The 17,469-nt window shown below is 41.7% G+C and carries 17 protein-coding genes; 3 read left to right on the top strand and 14 right to left on the bottom strand.

Annotated features, from left to right (window positions below):
- Nucleotides 1–74: 74 nt before the first annotated feature.
- On the bottom strand, nucleotides 75–851 hold the full coding sequence (locus tag CVV21_05705; protein ID PKL92247.1) for a dienelactone hydrolase: 777 nt from the start codon (nucleotides 849–851) through the stop codon (nucleotides 75–77).
- 122 nt (nucleotides 852–973) lie between these two features.
- The gene (locus CVV21_05710) at nucleotides 974–2,947 is read right to left on the bottom strand and encodes a hypothetical protein (GenBank protein ID PKL92248.1); all 1,974 of its coding nucleotides are present in this window, start codon (nucleotides 2,945–2,947) and stop codon (nucleotides 974–976) included.
- 220 nt (nucleotides 2,948–3,167) lie between these two features.
- Here CVV21_05710 and CVV21_05715 point away from each other — a divergent pair, with 220 nt between their 5' ends.
- A complete protein-coding gene (locus tag CVV21_05715) occupies nucleotides 3,168–3,527 on the top strand; it encodes a hypothetical protein (protein PKL92249.1) in 360 nt (119 codons plus the stop codon).
- A gap of 106 nt (nucleotides 3,528–3,633) precedes the next feature.
- Here CVV21_05715 and CVV21_05720 read toward each other — a convergent pair whose 3' ends face one another.
- From CVV21_05720 to CVV21_05760, 9 genes are all read right to left on the bottom strand, one after another.
- Nucleotides 3,634–4,323: a hypothetical protein gene (locus CVV21_05720; protein PKL92250.1), complete on the bottom strand. Its 690-nt coding sequence runs from the start codon at nucleotides 4,321–4,323 to the stop codon at nucleotides 3,634–3,636.
- A 125-nt stretch (nucleotides 4,324–4,448) separates the two neighbouring features.
- Complete coding sequence (locus tag CVV21_05725) at nucleotides 4,449–4,670, bottom strand: type II toxin-antitoxin system HicA family toxin (GenBank protein ID PKL92251.1); 222 nt, start codon at nucleotides 4,668–4,670, stop codon at nucleotides 4,449–4,451.
- Nucleotides 4,663–4,869 carry a HicB family protein gene (locus CVV21_05730; protein ID PKL92252.1) on the bottom strand — a complete coding sequence of 69 codons (207 nt, stop codon included), beginning with the start codon at nucleotides 4,867–4,869 and terminating at the stop codon, nucleotides 4,663–4,665. Before CVV21_05730 ends, CVV21_05725 begins: the two co-directional genes overlap by 8 nt.
- Before the next feature lie 209 nt (nucleotides 4,870–5,078).
- Complete coding sequence (locus CVV21_05735; protein ID PKL92253.1) at nucleotides 5,079–5,537, bottom strand: hypothetical protein; 459 nt, start codon at nucleotides 5,535–5,537, stop codon at nucleotides 5,079–5,081.
- Nucleotides 5,538–5,578: 41 nt separating this feature from the next.
- The gene (locus CVV21_05740) at nucleotides 5,579–6,016 is read right to left on the bottom strand and encodes a hypothetical protein (protein ID PKL92254.1); all 438 of its coding nucleotides are present in this window, start codon (nucleotides 6,014–6,016) and stop codon (nucleotides 5,579–5,581) included.
- Complete coding sequence (locus CVV21_05745) at nucleotides 6,017–7,492, bottom strand: hypothetical protein (protein ID PKL92255.1); 1,476 nt, start codon at nucleotides 7,490–7,492, stop codon at nucleotides 6,017–6,019.
- Nucleotides 7,492–9,333: a hypothetical protein gene (locus tag CVV21_05750; protein PKL92256.1), complete on the bottom strand. Its 1,842-nt coding sequence runs from the start codon at nucleotides 9,331–9,333 to the stop codon at nucleotides 7,492–7,494. The genes CVV21_05745 and CVV21_05750 overlap by 1 nt, the downstream gene beginning before the upstream one ends.
- Before the next feature lie 274 nt (nucleotides 9,334–9,607).
- Nucleotides 9,608–10,405, bottom strand: a complete 798-nt coding sequence (locus CVV21_05755) for a dehydrogenase (GenBank protein PKL92257.1) — start codon at nucleotides 10,403–10,405, stop codon at nucleotides 9,608–9,610.
- 281 nt (nucleotides 10,406–10,686) lie between these two features.
- Nucleotides 10,687–11,586, bottom strand: a complete 900-nt coding sequence (locus tag CVV21_05760; GenBank protein ID PKL92258.1) for a hypothetical protein — start codon at nucleotides 11,584–11,586, stop codon at nucleotides 10,687–10,689.
- A 1,027-nt stretch (nucleotides 11,587–12,613) separates the two neighbouring features.
- On the opposite strand from CVV21_05760, the gene CVV21_05765 reads away from it, so the two are divergent.
- Together CVV21_05765 and CVV21_05770 are read left to right on the top strand one after the other, a co-directional pair.
- Nucleotides 12,614–13,468 (top strand): NAD(P)-dependent oxidoreductase, encoded by an 855-nt coding sequence (locus CVV21_05765; GenBank protein PKL92259.1) that lies wholly within the window; start codon nucleotides 12,614–12,616, stop codon nucleotides 13,466–13,468.
- Between the two features lie 4 nt (nucleotides 13,469–13,472).
- Nucleotides 13,473–13,904, top strand: a complete 432-nt coding sequence (locus CVV21_05770; protein PKL92260.1) for a hypothetical protein — start codon at nucleotides 13,473–13,475, stop codon at nucleotides 13,902–13,904.
- A gap of 61 nt (nucleotides 13,905–13,965) precedes the next feature.
- Here CVV21_05770 and CVV21_05775 read toward each other — a convergent pair whose 3' ends face one another.
- Genes CVV21_05775 through CVV21_05785 form a run of 3 tightly spaced genes read right to left on the bottom strand, consistent with a single transcriptional unit; the run spans nucleotide 13,966 to nucleotide 17,438 of the window.
- A complete protein-coding gene (locus CVV21_05775; GenBank protein ID PKL92261.1) occupies nucleotides 13,966–14,988 on the bottom strand; it encodes a DUF1016 domain-containing protein in 1,023 nt (340 codons plus the stop codon).
- 58 nt (nucleotides 14,989–15,046) lie between these two features.
- Nucleotides 15,047–15,289 carry a hypothetical protein gene (locus tag CVV21_05780; GenBank protein ID PKL92262.1) on the bottom strand — a complete coding sequence of 81 codons (243 nt, stop codon included), beginning with the start codon at nucleotides 15,287–15,289 and terminating at the stop codon, nucleotides 15,047–15,049.
- 28 nt (nucleotides 15,290–15,317) lie between these two features.
- Nucleotides 15,318–17,438 carry a hypothetical protein gene (locus CVV21_05785; protein PKL92263.1) on the bottom strand — a complete coding sequence of 707 codons (2,121 nt, stop codon included), beginning with the start codon at nucleotides 17,436–17,438 and terminating at the stop codon, nucleotides 15,318–15,320.
- Nucleotides 17,439–17,469 lie beyond the last annotated feature (31 nt).

Consider the following 17,469-nt stretch of genomic DNA (forward strand, 5'->3'; position numbering starts at 1 on the left):
TAGCACGCGGCATACTAAAATCAATGACAATACCCCGCCACCCCCATTCCTTATCCTCAACCTTCTCCTTATCTTTACCTGAATATCTCTTTAAAAAACATTTTCATCTGCTCCCATGATTTTTCATCTGCTTTTTTATTATATGCAGCGCCGGTTGAGGTGTTGGAACCCGCGTCCGGGTTTGTAAAAGCGTGCACAGCTCCGCTGTACAGTACCATCTCCCACTCTTTTCCCGCATTGTCCATTTCCGAGCGGAAAGCGTCTATAGCTTCGCATGAAGCCGACCTGTCCTTTGCGCCGTGCAGGATAAGCACGCGGCCTTTTATGTTTTTCGCGTCCCGCGGATCAGGAGTGTCTGTATTGCCGTGAAAAGCCACGGCGCCCTTTATCATAGCCCCGCTGCGCGCAAGTTCAAGCGCCGCTGTGCCGCCAAAGCAGTAACCCATAACAGCAAGTTTGTCAGCATCCGTAAACTTAAATTTTTTAAGTTCATTTAAGCCCGCGTTTGCCCGCGCGCGCATAAGTTTTCTGTCGCCGCGGTATTTGCCTGCTTCTTTACCGGACTCTTCCCTATTTTTCGGCCTTATACCCTTGCCGTATATGTCAGCCGCGAAAGCAACATACCCAAGCCCCGCCGTCTGTACAGCCCTTTTTTTCATGTAGTCCTGCAGCCCGTTCCATTCGTGAATTATCAGCACTCCGGGCACTTTTCCTTTCACCGCGTCGTCATACGCAAGAAAGCCTTCCAAAACAACGCCGTCTTGTTCGTAATCAACGGATTTTGTGACAATCTTTGCATGTAATACACCTGCCAAAAATAAGATAAAAACAGCAAATAAAGTTTTTTTCATATCTAACCCCCGGATTTTAAAATATCCGGCGCGGCTTTATGCGCGCACCGGTAATTGTAATTATACAGGCAGGATTTAGAAGCGTCAAACGCGGGAAGATAAACCATCCTTAATTACCTCTGCTATGGTATTATTGCCAGCCTTCCCTTTCTTGACCTGCCATCAGAGTCAGCGGCCACGTAAATATAAATCCCGGCCGCTATTCGTCCCGCCTTGCGGCTTTTATTTATTTCCCACAGATATGTGCCGTCATTTGAATTTGTATTTGTACTGAAAACAAGGCCCCCTGTTATGTCATAAATAAACAATTCTGCGTTTAACGGCAGGCCCGTAAACAATATTTTATTACATCCCATGGCTGCAATGCAGTTTGACGGCTGTGCTTTTATTTCCTGCGATGGATTATAAATATATTCAGGCGTTGGGGTTATGCTGGCGGTTGCCGTTACCGTGCAGGTTATTGTAATTGTGGGGGTGGCAGTCGCGCTAAACACGGGCGTATTTGTCGGTGTTACCGTGGGCGTGCGTGAAAGCGAAATATTATTCCAGTCAACAAGGGCCCTGTACTTGTGCGCGTCAGCAACCGGCTGATTCTGATATTCCATGCTTCCCCACATTCCCCACCGGCTGAAATCCCCGCAGTCCACAAAATGGCAGAAAAGCCCTACGCCTGCCGCGTCAAGCTTATCAAGATAATCCGTGTAAACTCCGTAAATACGCGGATCCCTGTTTACAGCTATAAAGGTGTCGGTAAGCGCCGTGCTTTCGCTGCGCACCATGTGCTGCCCGCCTTCATAACACACCAGCTCTACTCCGTGCTCATCAGCCACGGTTTTATGCCCTGACACCATTCCGCCCGGCGCGTTCATAGCGTCTATATCCTGAAGGCACAGCGTAATTACCTGATCCACGGTCGCGGTGTCAGTAAGGCTTCCCATTCCCACCGGCGCAAAATACGGCGCAATAGCTATCGCGTCCGCGCTGTAACCGTCGGGATTTATAAGCGGGTTTGTCATCGCGTCTTCCAGCATAAATTGAATGGGATACGGGTCGGCCTCTGTGCCTGAACCCCACCCTGCCTGCGATGCAAGCACTTTTACAAAACGCGTATCGCTTCCAAATTCCTGCGTAAAGATGCGCCATATATCGCACGCCCTCTTGCAGTGATAAGCCCACCTGTATCCGAAAAAATTCGGAAGCCCAAGAAGTTCTCCCTGGTCTTCGCAATAGTTTGTCTGGCCAAACTGCCAGTTCCATGTTTCATTTGAATATTCCAGATATACCCTTAAGTTTGAATTTAAGTTATCCCTGATAAGCCGCGCCAATTGGGTTATATAATCATCCGTTGCCATGTGCGGCACGCATATCCACGGCGGAATGTTAAGGTTATTGGCCAATTCTATCATCACTTCATACGGGACGCCCCTGCGTGTATATGAATAATCCCCGGTATGCGGCCTGTCAGCCCAATTGGCAAGAGTTGAATCATTTGTCGCGCCCCAATCCATAAATCTTAACGCCCTAAACATGGATATCCTGGATGTGAATTCGGGATGAAATTTTTCTGCCTGATAAACAGATTCATAGCCCGGCATTATAAGGCGCATATTGCGCAGATTATCGCCGGCCTGCGACTGTGTTATATCCATCCACGCGTTTCCGTCGCCTGCAACGTTAACGGTAAATGTGCCGCCTCCGTTTACGGTAAATGAACCGCTCATCATGCCGTTAAAACTGACCACTCCCGTGCCTTCACATATAAATGTGTAGTTTCCTGTGGGCAGGTGCGCAATGGCCCAAACTGTACGCACAGCCTGAGGTATAGCCGGCCCCGCGCCGTCGGGATCAAAAGGCACCTGAGAGGGATATAAATTGGAATCCAAAGGAATTGACGCGCCATAACCCGTGTCCCAGCCGTCCGAACCGTCCGCGTTAAAAGTAAACCACTCGCGCGATATTTTCATTATGTCCACAAACGGCCACTCTGTTGTCCAGTCAGAAACCCCGTTTAAACCCATGCCAATTGTCATCTGCCCGGCAGTGAACGCCGTTGATACCCATAAAATACAGATTAAAGTTAAAATAAATTTACGCATTATATTTCCCCTTATAATGTATTAAAAAACGCCCCCCGGCGGCAATAAAAAAAGCATTTAAAACTTTAATTTATTACCACTTATAATAACAAATATAAATATTAAATCAACCGCATTAAAAAGGGAAAACGGCAACAGGCAGGAGTTTATCCATCGGCATTGATTTTAGCCCCATAATTCTGTATCATATGCCCATAAAGCAATAAAGGAGGCGGACATAATGCGCGTACAGTGGACAGAACACAGGGGTAAAAAGATACTGGTTTCAGACATGAGCAATATCAGGGATATAGAAGAAGTTGTCTTAATACTTGATGAAATTGATAAAAAATTCAACGAAAGCAAAGAAAAAGTGCGGCACCTTTTGAACGTGGAAAACACAGCCGCAACGCCGGACTTTATGGAAAAGGCAAAAGCGCTTGGCAAAAAAAACGCGTACCTGGTATATAAGGACGCGTACGTAGGCATATCCCCGCTTAAATCGGTTCTGTTAAAAGGGTTCCTTCTTTTTACAGGCGTGTCTGATAAGGCCAAAGTATTCAGCAGCGTGGAAGAAGCGAAAAACTGGCTGGCGAACTGAATAAACAGGGACAGACAGACGGTCGTGAGTTAAAAATGATTTTTTACCGGTAACTATGAATTTTCTTAGTTATGTTTTAGCACTTAAACATAACTACTCTATTTCCTCATCCCCCTATATTATGAAACCTGTTATACGCACGCTGTACCAGCTCCGGCAGAAGCACGGCGTTGGGTGTATTCATTCTTAACATCTTAAATACCTTTGCTTTGCCCTTTTTATCCTTGTACACATATATATAACCCTCGTGCGGCACCGGCAGGTAAACCTGTTCGCTCCACAAAACCGAATCTGTTCCGCCAAATAACTTTTTCTTTGAATACCCGTCTTTTGTAAATATAATATTGCCGACAGACACGCTTTTCCCGTTTTCAAATATATCTTTTATACTATTTGAAATTAATAAAGGCATGATATATTCACCAAGCAGGGTGACAAGTTTAAAAAACACAGCTTCCTTTTTTTTAGCGCCAATATAAAACGGCGTGGTAAATGTAAAATCAATCTTTTCTTTTCCAAAACGCAATCCCGCATAAAAGGAATATAAAACAGGGATAAAGTTTACAGACATTTTTTCAGAGTGATAAAAGACGGATGTCAGGTTAGAGTAATAGTAGGTTTTTTCTTTGTATACAAGATTGTCTTTGTTGAATATTATTGCATGTCGCCCAAACCCCGGTATTAATACCGCGTTTTTCTGCTGATACTGCATCTGCATAATATCATCCATATATCCTCCCTGTATCCGCGCCCCTTTCGCGGCGGCTTTATTTATTGTATCATTATCCGACGGCATGCCCCAAAAATCAAATATTTTATTACCAAAAATGTAAGCCTGCCATATACCCTCGCGGTAAATGGCGCGATGCCGGTGGTTTTATATTGAATGTTTTTTGTATAGCGGACAAATATAAGGTTATGTTAGTTTCCCAGAAGTTTTTTAAATTCGTCTTTATCAATCCCGGCCTGCCTTAAGATACTTCTAAGCGTTCCTTCGGGGATTTCTTTCTTCGGCATGGGAAGAATGACGGTTTTACCTGCAGAATTTTTAAATTTCCCGTGCGAACCTTTTTGTGATATATGCGTAAAACCCAGCAGAGACAAGACAGATGCTATTTCTTTGGAGGAAAACAACTTAGACATGTATTTTTTCTTTGCCCAGATAGATGTTATCAACTGCAGGAAGTTTTGAACCTTTTGTTTCAAGATACAACTCTACGGCTTCCTTAATATTTTTTGACGCTTCTTCCATTGTCTTTCCAAATGAAGAAACATCCACATTAAGGCACTGAGCTACATAATATTTTCCTTCTTTCCAGGCCACATAACTTATATCTTTCATTAATAATCTCCTTTTACAACCCTTTGATTAAATATAGCAAAACACATACTAAAAATCAAACTTTCTTTTCCCGCACCAGGAGAAACGGATACGGACAAGCAACCAGAAAATGATAATAATTTTATCCTGATTTATCACCGCAGCAGCCTATCCCCAGTAGATGGAGCGATATTGCTTCTGTTAATTAAAGCAGGAAAACAGTTTTTTTATTATTTACGCCCTGATATCTTTTTCATGGGGCATTTTTTATTGCCGCAGCCTTTGCACACAAAAAGAAATATCTCCGCGGCTGCAATCGTTACGGCCGCCCAGTAAAAAATCAAAAGCGGAATGTTTTTTATAAGCCATGGCTGCGGCGTTATAACCGCCGCTGCCGCCACGGCAAGCGTCAAAACCATATCCGGCACTGTGTAGGCGGACTCGTTCGGCTTTGATACCAGCAGTTTTGAGATGGGCCCAAGTATCACGTGCATGCACTTATCCCTGCACGGGCATTTAGAGCAATAAACTGCAGGTATGACGGTAAAAAATATAACAATAACCGCGGCGTATATAGAACCAAATAATATTGAATCCACAAACACCGCATACCCGCCCGACAGGAAAGCCCCGATAAAAAGTACAATGGCGGCAGCTCCGTGAATTCTTGATTTTTCTTTGATCTCCATTATTTTCCCGCCTTAATTATTTTTTCTTGCGTCAGATAAAGTTATTTCCCCGCAAAATAACTGATAATTCCTCTTTTATTCTCCTGATTAAAGAAAAAATCCCCTTTATCCGGGGTTACTTTTATCAGGCAATACATGGGGTCTGTTGCCCCTCCCGGAAAATATTCCTTCCAGCTGTCGTTCCAGAACCTTTCTTTTGTCTCTGTATCTGTTAATATAAGCGCCGTGCCGTAAACATTGGCGCAGTCTTCTGTTTTTGCGTCATAGAACATTATGCTTACCCTGTTATTATTATTTATCCTTTTTACTTTCTGCGAATCGTGCATGGTTGCAAACCAGAACACCCCTCCGCTTCTTTCATTATCCTGCACTTTATTCATTACCCTTGGCACGGCAAGGCCTGATGAATCTGTTGTTATAAGCACGGCGTCACGGCACGAATCTATCAGGCTTTTTATTCTAATATCCAGTTCTGTCATTTAAACGCACCTGTTTGGCGAGCCGGGTGAAGTTATCGTGCCCGCAGGAAGTTTGGCGGAATGCGCCCCGCATGATTCCGCGCTTTGCTCCATATCGGGATAAAACCCGTACTTTTTAAGTATGTCCAGTTTTGGCATTATGTTTGACTGTACGTCTATAAGATAAAAACCCGTAAAAATATCCGGGTGCTGCCTTATTAATTCAAATATATAACTGTATTTGTCTTCTATTGTCACTTCAGGATACCTGCACAGTTCATGCCCTGTTAACATGTATTCAGGGATAAGCCCGGGGAAGAATTCGAATTTACCGCTGTCTTTATAATCGTCATACATCTGCGTCTGTGGAAGATAGGTAAGCAAAGACGGCAGTATCCTTACGCCCATGCCCCTGAATGACACCATCTGAAAAAGCGATGCGTAAAAATCCTGCATAGTTTCAAACGGAAAGCCCCATATATAAAAAGCGTCTGTCCTTTGAAATATCCGCGCGGACTCGGATATTACCTCTATCACCTGCTGCGGCGCAAATTCCTTTTTTACCCTTTTTAATATCTGTTCAGACCCGGATTCCACCCCAAAACGCAGTTCTATGCACCCTGCGTCTGACATGGCGCGCATAAGCTCTGTATCAACAAGATTTATCCTTCCAAAAGCTTTCCATTTAAGGCGGCTGCCCCGTTTTTTTAATGTTTCGCAAAAATCCATGGCGCGCTGTTTGCCCGACAAAAAGAACTCATCCTGAAATAAAAAAAGCTCCTGCCCGGTTTTGTCATGCAGGGTTTCTATTTCTTTAATTATGCTTTCATTTTTTCTGAAATATGCAATGTGATCCCAGACCGGCGCGACCGAACAAAAAGTGCATTTATACGGGCAGCCCCGTGAAGTAAGTATATTATACCCCTGATACTTTGTAAGGTCCACGCGCCCAAACGCGGGAAGCCCGATACTGTCCAGGTCACTGATTCGCTGCGGCCTTTTGTTTTCGTTTATCCTGCCGTCATGCCTGTATAGTACTGCCGGCACATCACGCAGACTTTGTTTTTTTAATACTTTTTCTATCAGCTCAGGCACATAGTTCTCGCCTTCACCTTTGCCGATGATGTCTATCCACGGGAACCTTTCCATTAATTTCATTTCCACGGCTTTTGGCCCGACCCCGCCCAGTATCAGGATTTTTTGCGGCCATTTTTCTTTGACTGCTTTCATCATCAGGACTGTAAAAGGCAGAAGATTTGCCATGCATGAAAACCCTATTATATCCGCGCTGCCTTCAAGGAAAGACAAAAAATTATCCTTATCAAACGGTTCGTCCCCGTTATACAGCTGATAGTCGCGGAAATCCACGCTGATTCCTTTTTTTTCCAGGGCTGATATCAGATACATGCAGCCAAGCGGCGTGTGACATTCTTTTTCCACAAACGCGCGGAAACGCAGGTAAAGCATATTCAGGTTTACAAGGGTAAAGTCTGCCATCAGTAATTAATTTCCACAGAAGAGATGGATTTTATATACGGTATATCGCCGTATTTTGCCTGATCAGACAGCGCGCACCCTGTAAGATCAACTTCAGCCCCGGAATAAAAACCATGTTTATTAGCGATTGCCACAAGGCCGGGAATTTCTGTTACCTGTGTGTTAACAAGCATCAGTTTCCTTAGTCTTGTGCAGTTACTAAACACCATGGTATCTGATACTTTTGTATTGGAAAGATATATAAAGTATATAAGTTCCATGCCCGATAACGCGCTGACATCGCTTAAGTTCGGGTTATCAATCAGGTTTATAGTAAGCATTCCTGTCATGCCGGCAATTGCGCTGATATCAGTTATATTATTACCGGATAAAGACAGTGTGCTTAAATTCAGGCCGGAGAGTCCGCTTATATCTGATATGCCTGTCCGCGAAAGATTCAAGTTATATAAGGAAGTAAGCCCTGACAAAGGCGGAACATTAGTAATCGGGTTCAGGTACAGATCCAGTACATTAAGGTTAATCAATTGCGTCACAAAAGAAATATCCGTCAGCCCGCAGTTTGAAAGATATAATTCAGTAAGAGCCGGGCAGTCTTTAAGCGAGGTTAAACCGGTTAATCCGGTGCTTCCTGACATGTCAATTTTTCTTAACAAAGTAAGGCCGCTTAAAAGAGTCATGTCCTTTAAATTGCTTCCGCTGCCTTTTATATACTGAAGTTTTGCCATCGCAGTAAGCCAGCCGTAATCCGCTATGGCGGCATTTGTCATATATAAGTTCTGCAGGTTCACCAGGTATTCTATTCCAGACATATTTGTTATCGTCGCATCGGAAAGAGTCAGGTAGGTTATTCCTGTAAGGTCTGTACTGTATATCGTGCCCGTTGGTTTGCCAATGGCTGACCTGACCCTTGCCTGAAGGACAGGGTCCGGGAATAATACAACGTCCGTGGGAGTTGAAGTCGCCGTCGGGGTATTAGTGGGTGTGTTTGAACTTGTAGAAGTATTAGTAGGCGTAAAGGTATCGCCGCCCGGGGTAATTGTCGGCGTTGATGTATTTGTCTTAGTGCCTGTATATGTATGGGTTGGCGTGCTTAAAATGCCTGCCGTGGTACTTGTGCTGGTCGAGGTATAAGTTGCTGTATATGTATAACTGGGCGTGCCGGGAAGAAAAGTATTTGTGTATGTATGCGTGGCGGTTTTTGTATTTGTCTGCGTAAATGTATTGATATGCGTTACAGTCGGTGTACTTGTGCTTGAGCCTGTATTTGTATAAGTTGATGAAGGCGTATGCGTATAAGTATTGGTTGCCGTGTCCTGCGGGGTGTTTGTATCTGTGTTTGTTGCCGAAGGCGGCTGCGCGGTGCCGGTAAATGTCGCGCTTGGAATAATGGGCGTGTCAGTTTCTGTTGAAGTCATAGTTTCCTGCGGCGTGTTGGTTATTTGTAACTGCAGGCCATCAGCCCCTGTAATATTTCTTTTATTGGAACACCCGCCTGCCGCAATTGCCGGTATTAAGCCCGCCGCCGCTATTAAAGCAGCTGCAGTGCAATTTTTAATTATCTTTAGTTTTTCATCCGGAAGCTTTATCGCGCCTATCATCCATTCTAACTGCTGCAGCGGCACTGAATCCAGCATGTCAGCTTCAGTCTCGTCCAGCGCTATTCCCACTAATATGGCGGACGCAGAACGTTTTAGTATCAGTTCTTTTCTGAATTCACGGTCTGATTTTGCCTTGTAAAGCAGTACCTGAACCCCGCCCGGCGCTGTGATATTTGATTTTATGTCTTCAGGCGGCCTTGCGCCCACAATTGTGGGCTTTACCTGATCGTTATTATTGTCCATTCACAACCCTCCCATTAATGTTAAGAACTTAAATATTTAGACAACTTAAACTTGAAAAAGTTGTATTATCACTGCTTTGCCGCTGTATCTTATAAGCCAACAGCCTTTCACCGGAGATAAAGTGATATTGCTTCTGTCATTTCAGCAAAAAAACTGTCTTTTATTATTATTTTCAAATAACTTACACTTCCGATATATTTTATTGGCGTTTTTTCTATCCAAGTCTTAAGTCAAGGCGCGGTGTCGAGTTATAATTCTCAGTTAGCTGTTTTTTTTAAGACAAACCCTCTCCTTTTTCCACCATCTTGGTAAGTTTAGAAAGAACTCTTACTGCCGGGGCTCCGTCAATAACATCGTGGTCCACCAGCGCTGTCAGATACAGATATTCTCTGATCGATATTTTATTATCTGCAACACCGGGTTTTTTTACAATTGAACCAACCGCAAAACAAAGGGGATGAACGCTAACCGGCATTACCCACCCGTTAATTTTGCCCATCATACCTACCGGAGTTACCGCAACTGTCCCCATATTCTTTTTAGCTATAAACGGGTTTTTTATTATTATCTGCCATATCATTTTTCTGACAAACCCCGGCATAAAATAATATAGCTTCATTAACACCGCCTGCCTTCTTTCCCCCAGAACATTGTCGCCTTCATTTTCTATCGCCTGTTCCGCGGCTGACTTTATTTCCCTGTATATTTCAGAAATACTTTTTTCATTTGTCTTTCGTATAACGTACGGCAGGGGAACTTTCTTTCCATTAACTTCCCTCTCTACCACAATTGAAATATCAACATCTTTAAATACAACAACCTCTCTTTTACCTTTACGCATTCCATGTATCTGCGGGCACTCTTTAGCCGCCATACTGATACATTTAATCAGCCAGGAATTAAAAGATATTTCATGCGAAATTTTCTTTTTTTCTCTTATCATTTTTCTGGCATCAGTCACATCAAGCTCAATAAAAGCCTTTATATGGTGTTTTTGCAGGCCTACTTTACCTATATCAACAGTGGCAAGCCTGCTTTCGGGAAATTTCTCAACATCATAATTTTTATTCATTTTACACTTTTACCCCTTGTCTTTGCTTGATAACATAAAGCTTTCACAATCCTGATTCATGCAAAAATTCTACTGGCATCGGATTAAAGTGTCAATAAGTATATCCGCTTCTACTGGCAGCCCCGGCGCCCAAAATAACAAAATTCCGCATATACAAAGAAGCCTGCCGTGCCGAAACAACAGGAACATAACTTTTGCCTTCAATAAATCTGCAGCAGACCTGTGTTGACAATGATTTTTAACATTTTACCTGCGATAAACGGGCACGGTGTGGGTCCTTTTTACTTTCCACTTTCAGGGTCCGGCACTATAATTTTTTTCTTTTTATCCTGATTGTAAACCGAATAATTCACGCTGTTCTTCCCGCCCTTTTTTGAAATATACATCATTTCATCCGCCAGTCTCACCAGCTCGTCCATGGATTTCGGCGGTGTTAAAAAGGTTACCACTCCTATGCTGAAAGTTATGTTCATGCCGTTGTCCTTCATGGAAGCCCTCATTACCTCATCCAGTTTTTCGACCGCAGTACGAGCCTGTTCCGGGTTTGTTTCAAGCAGCAGTATGGCAAATTCATCGCCGCCCATCCTGGCCACAACATCGGTGGGCCTGATATGGTTTCTTATGGCCCTGGCTAACCCGACCAGAAGCGTGTCCCCCGCGTTATGGCCGTAATTATCATTGACGCCCTTGAAATTATCCACATCAAAATATACAATCGTAAAAGGCGCCTTGTAACGTTTCAGCCTTTCAACTTCCATGGAGGCATAATTAAAAAACGCCCTGCTGTTTGAAATTTTAGTAAGAAAATCCTCATTGGATGTTTTTTTCGCGGTTAAAAGCTGCTTTCGCAGGACTGCAGCTAAAGTGGTTATTATCGCGTATAACAACATGCGGGAAAACGCGTTGACATAAGGGATATACGCGGCAGTATAAGAGCGCTCTCCTATAATATCCCCGATAAGCCAGGTAATCGCTGAAAAAAACGAGATGAACAACCCGCTTTTGACGCCTGAAAACCAGGCTACCAGCAGCGCGGGCACAAGGTACAAAACCACAAAAGAAAACTCATTGCCGGCATAAACCCCCAGCCAGCCTACCAAACCGCACATAATGACGCCTATAACCAATATAAAATCTTCGCTAAATGGGCCTGTTCCTTTTTTTGTACCGGTATTTGCCATTGATAAACCCCGATGAACCGCCTTTTAAACGCAATACATAACTGAAACAAAACCGGCAGTTAAGCTATATTATATCAGATAATAAGAACATTTATCTTTTATGTTTACAGCCAAAAAGGAAGTAAAGCAGGAAAAGATCTTGACTTGACAGTTGACAGCATTTTACAGCTAACAACTTACAAGTTACAGCTTACAACTTACAACTTGTTACTTGTTACTTGTTACTTGTTACTTGTCACTTGTCACCTGTCACCTGTCACTTGTCACTTGTCACTTGTCACTTGTCACTTGTCACCCCCTCAACATCCTTTCCCCGGAAGATAAAGTGATATTGCTTGTGTTATTTCAGCAGAAAAACAGCTTTTCTTATCATTTACGAACAAGTATCAATATCTCTATATTTTATTCGTGTTTTTTCTATCCAAGTCTTGAGTCAAGGCACGGTGTCGAGCGGTTTGATACATAAGGCCTGTTTTCAAGCCGCTCTTTCTCTATTTTATGCTGAATAACAACATTTTTGTCTATTTTTCGCTTTATGTTGTACAAATTCGTCCGATTTTGTTCATTATGTTGAACAAAATTCTTCTTTTCTGTCAATTAAACGGATTTTAGGCTAAAAAATACAAAAATTTCCCCCACTAAACGTTATTATAAAACTTCTTTGTTATGTTTTATCACTTAAACATAACTACTGTTCGCCTCTCGTCCTTTTCCTATTTTTCTCCAAAGTCTTAGGCCAAACCACTATGCCGGGTATTTTTGTAAACTATACTTTACATATGTAAAGTATAAAACCAATGACAACAACGGGCAATCAGCCGGTAGTTCACAATGATTTTGACCGGCTGCCAAAGATTTAAATATACACCCGATCAGTCTTTTCTTATTATTTACCAACAATTATTATCAAACCTGCCATATACCATTACAGTATATTGGCACGGCGGCGGGCGGTTTAATAAATAGTTGACATATCAACTATTTATATGTATGCTCTTATTAACACTTAAAATACGGAGGTATTAAAATGAAGAAAATACTGGTAACAGGCGCAACAGGCAATGTGGGAGCAGCCCTGATACAGCTGCTTAAAAATTCCGGGGCAGATTTTGAAGCTGCTGTTACCGATATCAGTAAAACGGAAAAAATTCCAAAAGGTGTTCCTTTAAGGCAGTTAGCTTTTGACGGAAAGTCTGACCCGGCGCCTTTTACCGGCATAGACAAATTATTCCTGATGAGGCCGCCCTGTATATCTGACGTAAAAAAATATATGTTCCCCGCAATTGACGCCGCGGTATCCGCCAAAGTCAGCCATTTTGTGCTTTTATCACTTCAGGGGGCGGAGCGCAACAGCTTTGTGCCCCACAGAAAACTGGAAAAATACCTTATTAAAACCGGCATCCCTTACACCTTTATAAGGCCGTCATTTTTTATGCAGAACCTTTCCACCACCCATCTTAAAGAAATAAGGGATAATGATGAAATTTACGTTCCGGCAGGCAAAGGCAGAACCGCTTTTATAGACGTTTCTGACATTGCATACATTGCCTTCAAAGCGCTTACAGAAATCGGCCATGAAAACAAAGCCTATGAAATTACAGGCAACGACAGTTTAACTTACAGCGAGGTTGCATCAATGCTCTCTGAATCTCTTGGCAGAAAAATAACATATAAAATGCCTTCCGCTTTTTCATTTGTATTGCGGAAAATTAAAGAAGGAATTAACCCTGAATTTGCTGTTGTAATGGCTGCAATATACACTGTATGCGCATTAGGCAAAGCGGGGGAAATAACGCAGGTATTCAAACAGATAACCGGCAAAAACCCGGTTTCCATGAAAGAATTCATAAATGAAAATATAAACCTATGGAAGAGAGGTTAAACAAATGGAAAACAATTTTATAAAAATAAGCCGCCTTATATCCGGTAATTACAGGTACGGCTCCGCTTATCTTCAGAGAGCCCTGAAAAAACTTAAACTGGGCTCTTCACAGCACGCCTATCTGCTTGTCATCCGCGACAAACCCGGCATATCACAGGAAGGCCTTGCATCGCACTTCATGGTGGACAAGGCAAACGTAACGCGTGTTGTGTCAAATCTTATTAAGAACGGTTTTATTAAACGCGAAAAGCATGATTTGGATAAAAGATGCATGCATTTAACCCTAAGCAAAAAAGGGGAATCTGCCATCCCGGTAATTGAAGATATTCTATCAGGCTGGGCAAAACAATGCCTTAAAGGCATTAAAGAAAAAGACCTTAAAACCGCATTGAATGTACTTGATATAATGTTCAGCAATTCATCAAAACTTATCTGACAACAATAGTTTTTTTCTATCCAAGTCTTGAGTCAAGGCACGGTGTCGAGCGGTTTGTTTTCTATTTTATTCGATACTGCTCGATGATTTTTTTGTCTCTGCTAATTTCATTTCTAAGTTCTTTTTCCGTGGGCAGATATAACTTATAACGAGACGCAAATATCTGTTTATTATTTTCAGGCAGCGTGTATTTAACAACTGTATCTTTTTTGTCCTCACAAAGTATCAAGCCGACTGTCGGATTATCGTTCTTCTCTTTAAGTTCCCTGTCGAAGTAATTTACATACATTTGCATTTGCCCTATATCCTGATGTTTAAGCCGTCCAATCTTCAAATCAATCAGCATATAACATTTAAGAATTGTATTGTAGAATACCAGGTCAATGTAATAATGTTCGCCGTCAAAACTGATGCGCTTTTGCCTGGCTACAAAAGTAAAACCTTTTCCCAGTTCCAGAAGAAATTTGGATAAATTTTCAATAAGCGCCTGTTCCAGGTTATTTTCATACATTTTCCTGTCTGCCGGCAGTCCTGTAAACTCCAATATATACGGATCCTTTATCATGTCTCCATAAGTCTGTAACTCCTGCCCTTTTTTAGCCATTTTTATAATGGCTTTTTTATTTTTACTCAAGGTCAGCCTTTCAAATAGCAGTGATGACTTCTGCCTTTCCAATTCCCTTGCGGACCAATGATTTACCGCGCATTCAATTTCATAAAGATCCCGTGCTTGTTTATTATCAATACGTATCAGTATCCGGTAATGGGTCCAGCTCAATTCTTGACGCAGTGCGTCAAGAATTGGATAAGTTAGATATAATTTGCGCATGATGTAAAGGTTACTGGCATCAAAACCCTGCCCAAATTCCAAAGTCAGGCGCTCTGAAAGATTTTCCAGAAGTTTTTTTCCATATTCCGCTTTTATACTGCCTTTTTGTTCCTGCTCTACAATAACCCTGCCAATCTCCCAATAAGCCCTGACCATGACTGTATTAACCGCTTTGTAAACCTTTAATCTGGCTTCGTTAAGTATTACCTTTATTCTCGAATATGTCTCTGTCTGGGAAATAACTTTATTACGCATTTTTGCCCCCTCTATGTTTTAAAACTTACGGCATTGTGCTGCTTTTTATTTTTTAACACTAAAAAAAATCAATTATTGTGCCGTCGCATTCAGGATAATGCTTACATACAATATATTCATGCCCGCTTTCCATTTCACGAATAACCTTAAATTCATTAAATATGAATTTATTCCCGCAATGTATACATTCCACTTTTTCGTTAAACTCTTCCGGGCTTTTCCGGAAAGGACTATAGCTTTCTATATATTGCATCTTGTTTTTTATAACCATCTCTCTAAACTGTTCTTTCTTTTTTCTCATCGTATTTCCTCCTTAAAAAAATTAGTAATTATTCCCTGGTGCTGTTGCTGGTAAAATCAGCCATATAACCTATTGTCTGGCTGCTAACCATCCCTTCAGGCAAAAAATTACTTAAAACAAATTCGGATTCCCGCAACCTTACAGTCACGACAAAAACCCTTTTTTTTGCTCTGGTAACAGCCACATAAAACAGCCTTGTTTCCTCTTCCGCAAGGCTGAATTTATTTCCCCTGCATAAAGCCAGAATCCTGTCTTTAATCCTGTGAAAATTATCTTTGGCAGGAAAACAAAATGCCCCGTCTTCGCTGTTGACACAGCCTAAAATAATAACATTATCCGCCTGCAAACCTTTGGATTTATGTATTGTCATGTATTTATAATTTCTGCGTCTGAGCTTTTTGTTTAACACTTTCATATATGGTTCAATCTCCGGCATTGCCTCGCTGTATCTGCCAAGAATCTGAATACTTTCATTTTCCGGTATCTGTGCAAGCAGGTAATCGGCAAGTTCTTCTGCTTTAGTTTCGTCCAAAACATTTAAGACTGTCAGTACTTTATCTGTTTCCTGTTGTCCGTTTACAGCATTCCCTTTTACCTCTTTAAAACGCTGGCTTCTGTTATTTTTTATTATCTTGTTGGATATTTCAACTATCTTGGGGTGGCATCTGTAGTTAAACTTTAATTTCAGGACTTGCGCCTCCGGAAAATAATGCTCAAATTTAATAATAAACATAGGGTCGCTGCCCGCGAAGGAGTAAATACTCTGATAATCATCGCCGATGGCGAATAAATTTTGCTTTTTACCGGTTAACAGCCGTATAAACTGGCGCGTCAAAGGCTGTAAATCCTGAACTTCATCAACAAATATGCATTTATATTTCTCGCGCAGTTTTTTTAACAGCGCCTTGTCATCTCTAAGCCTTTTTACAGCCAGATACAAAATCTTTGTAAAAGTCACTTTATTTTTCATATTCATGCTTGTTTCCAGTTCTTCACAAAAAGGGATGATAAAAGCCAGCACAGCCTTAATCAGCGGGTCCGCTCCGGGCATTAACTTTTTCATCTTGATACTGTAGGCCATTGTTATTTCAAGAGTGCTTATTATCAGTTCCACGACCTTATCTTCAATAATATTAAACATTTTTCTAAGCCTTATCTGATAATCCTGCACAAACCTTTCAGATTGATAATTTTTCAGCCTTGTTATAATCCATTCTTCAGGGGGCTTTTGAAATTCATTCACCTGCGGTTCTAAATCTATCAGCCGAAAACCGTATTTTTTAAACTGTTCTTTTTTCCACTGCATCTGCTCACGATATTTTTCCCTGATTGAAGCATTCTCGTGATGCATCATTCCCCAGTATTCCGCGTAAACACCATAATCAGGAAAGAAGAAATCAGGCTCAAAATATTTATCGCCCCAAGCAACCATAGTTTCATAAACAAAATTAATTTTATTTTTTATCAGCGCTTCAGCAATCCTTTTTTCCGCGTATGAACGCACCATTGTCCCGTCAGAACATCTTATGCTTTTGCCCGGTTCAGCAACAGTCTTATATTTTTGTATCTTTTCCCTGGGCTTAACGTTGCCAAACAGGTTTATTGCCGTACCCATGTATTTAAACATATTTTTACCGGTCTTGTGTTTTTCCAGCACGTTCTTTACAAAATTCTTCATTTGTTTTTCATCAATTATAATATCAAAATTTGGATTTTCTTCTCTGGCTATGCTGTAGGCAAAAGAATGTATGGTGCGTATGTTGTCTTTTAAAAACTGGGGTTTTTGCCCGATAGCGTCACCCACCCTTGTTGCCACTTCCAAAGCTGCATCTTTATTAAAAGCCATTACAAGCATATTTTTGATAGGTATTTTAAGATACTTATAAAATAATACTATCCTTTTTTTAAGTATTTCAGTTTTACCTGCTCCTGCCCCGGCAATTACAAGTGTTTGTTTGAAAGGTGAAAGCAAAGCCTTTTTCTGATAATCATCCATGTGTCCCTGATTGGCAAAAGCAATCATTTCCGGAGACGGGTCTTTTAATTCATCAATAAGGGGTTTATAAACCTTTTTCACAACAGCACGTGATAAAAACCCAATCCCCAACCCCGCCACAACAATCCCCACAGCCGTAAATATCGTTGTCAATTTTTTACCCCTTGATCCCTTTTCCTTTTTT

The organism is Candidatus Goldiibacteriota bacterium HGW-Goldbacteria-1, assembly GCA_002839855.1.
GTDB lineage: Bacteria > Oederibacteriota > PGYV01 > PGYV01 > PGYV01 > PGYV01.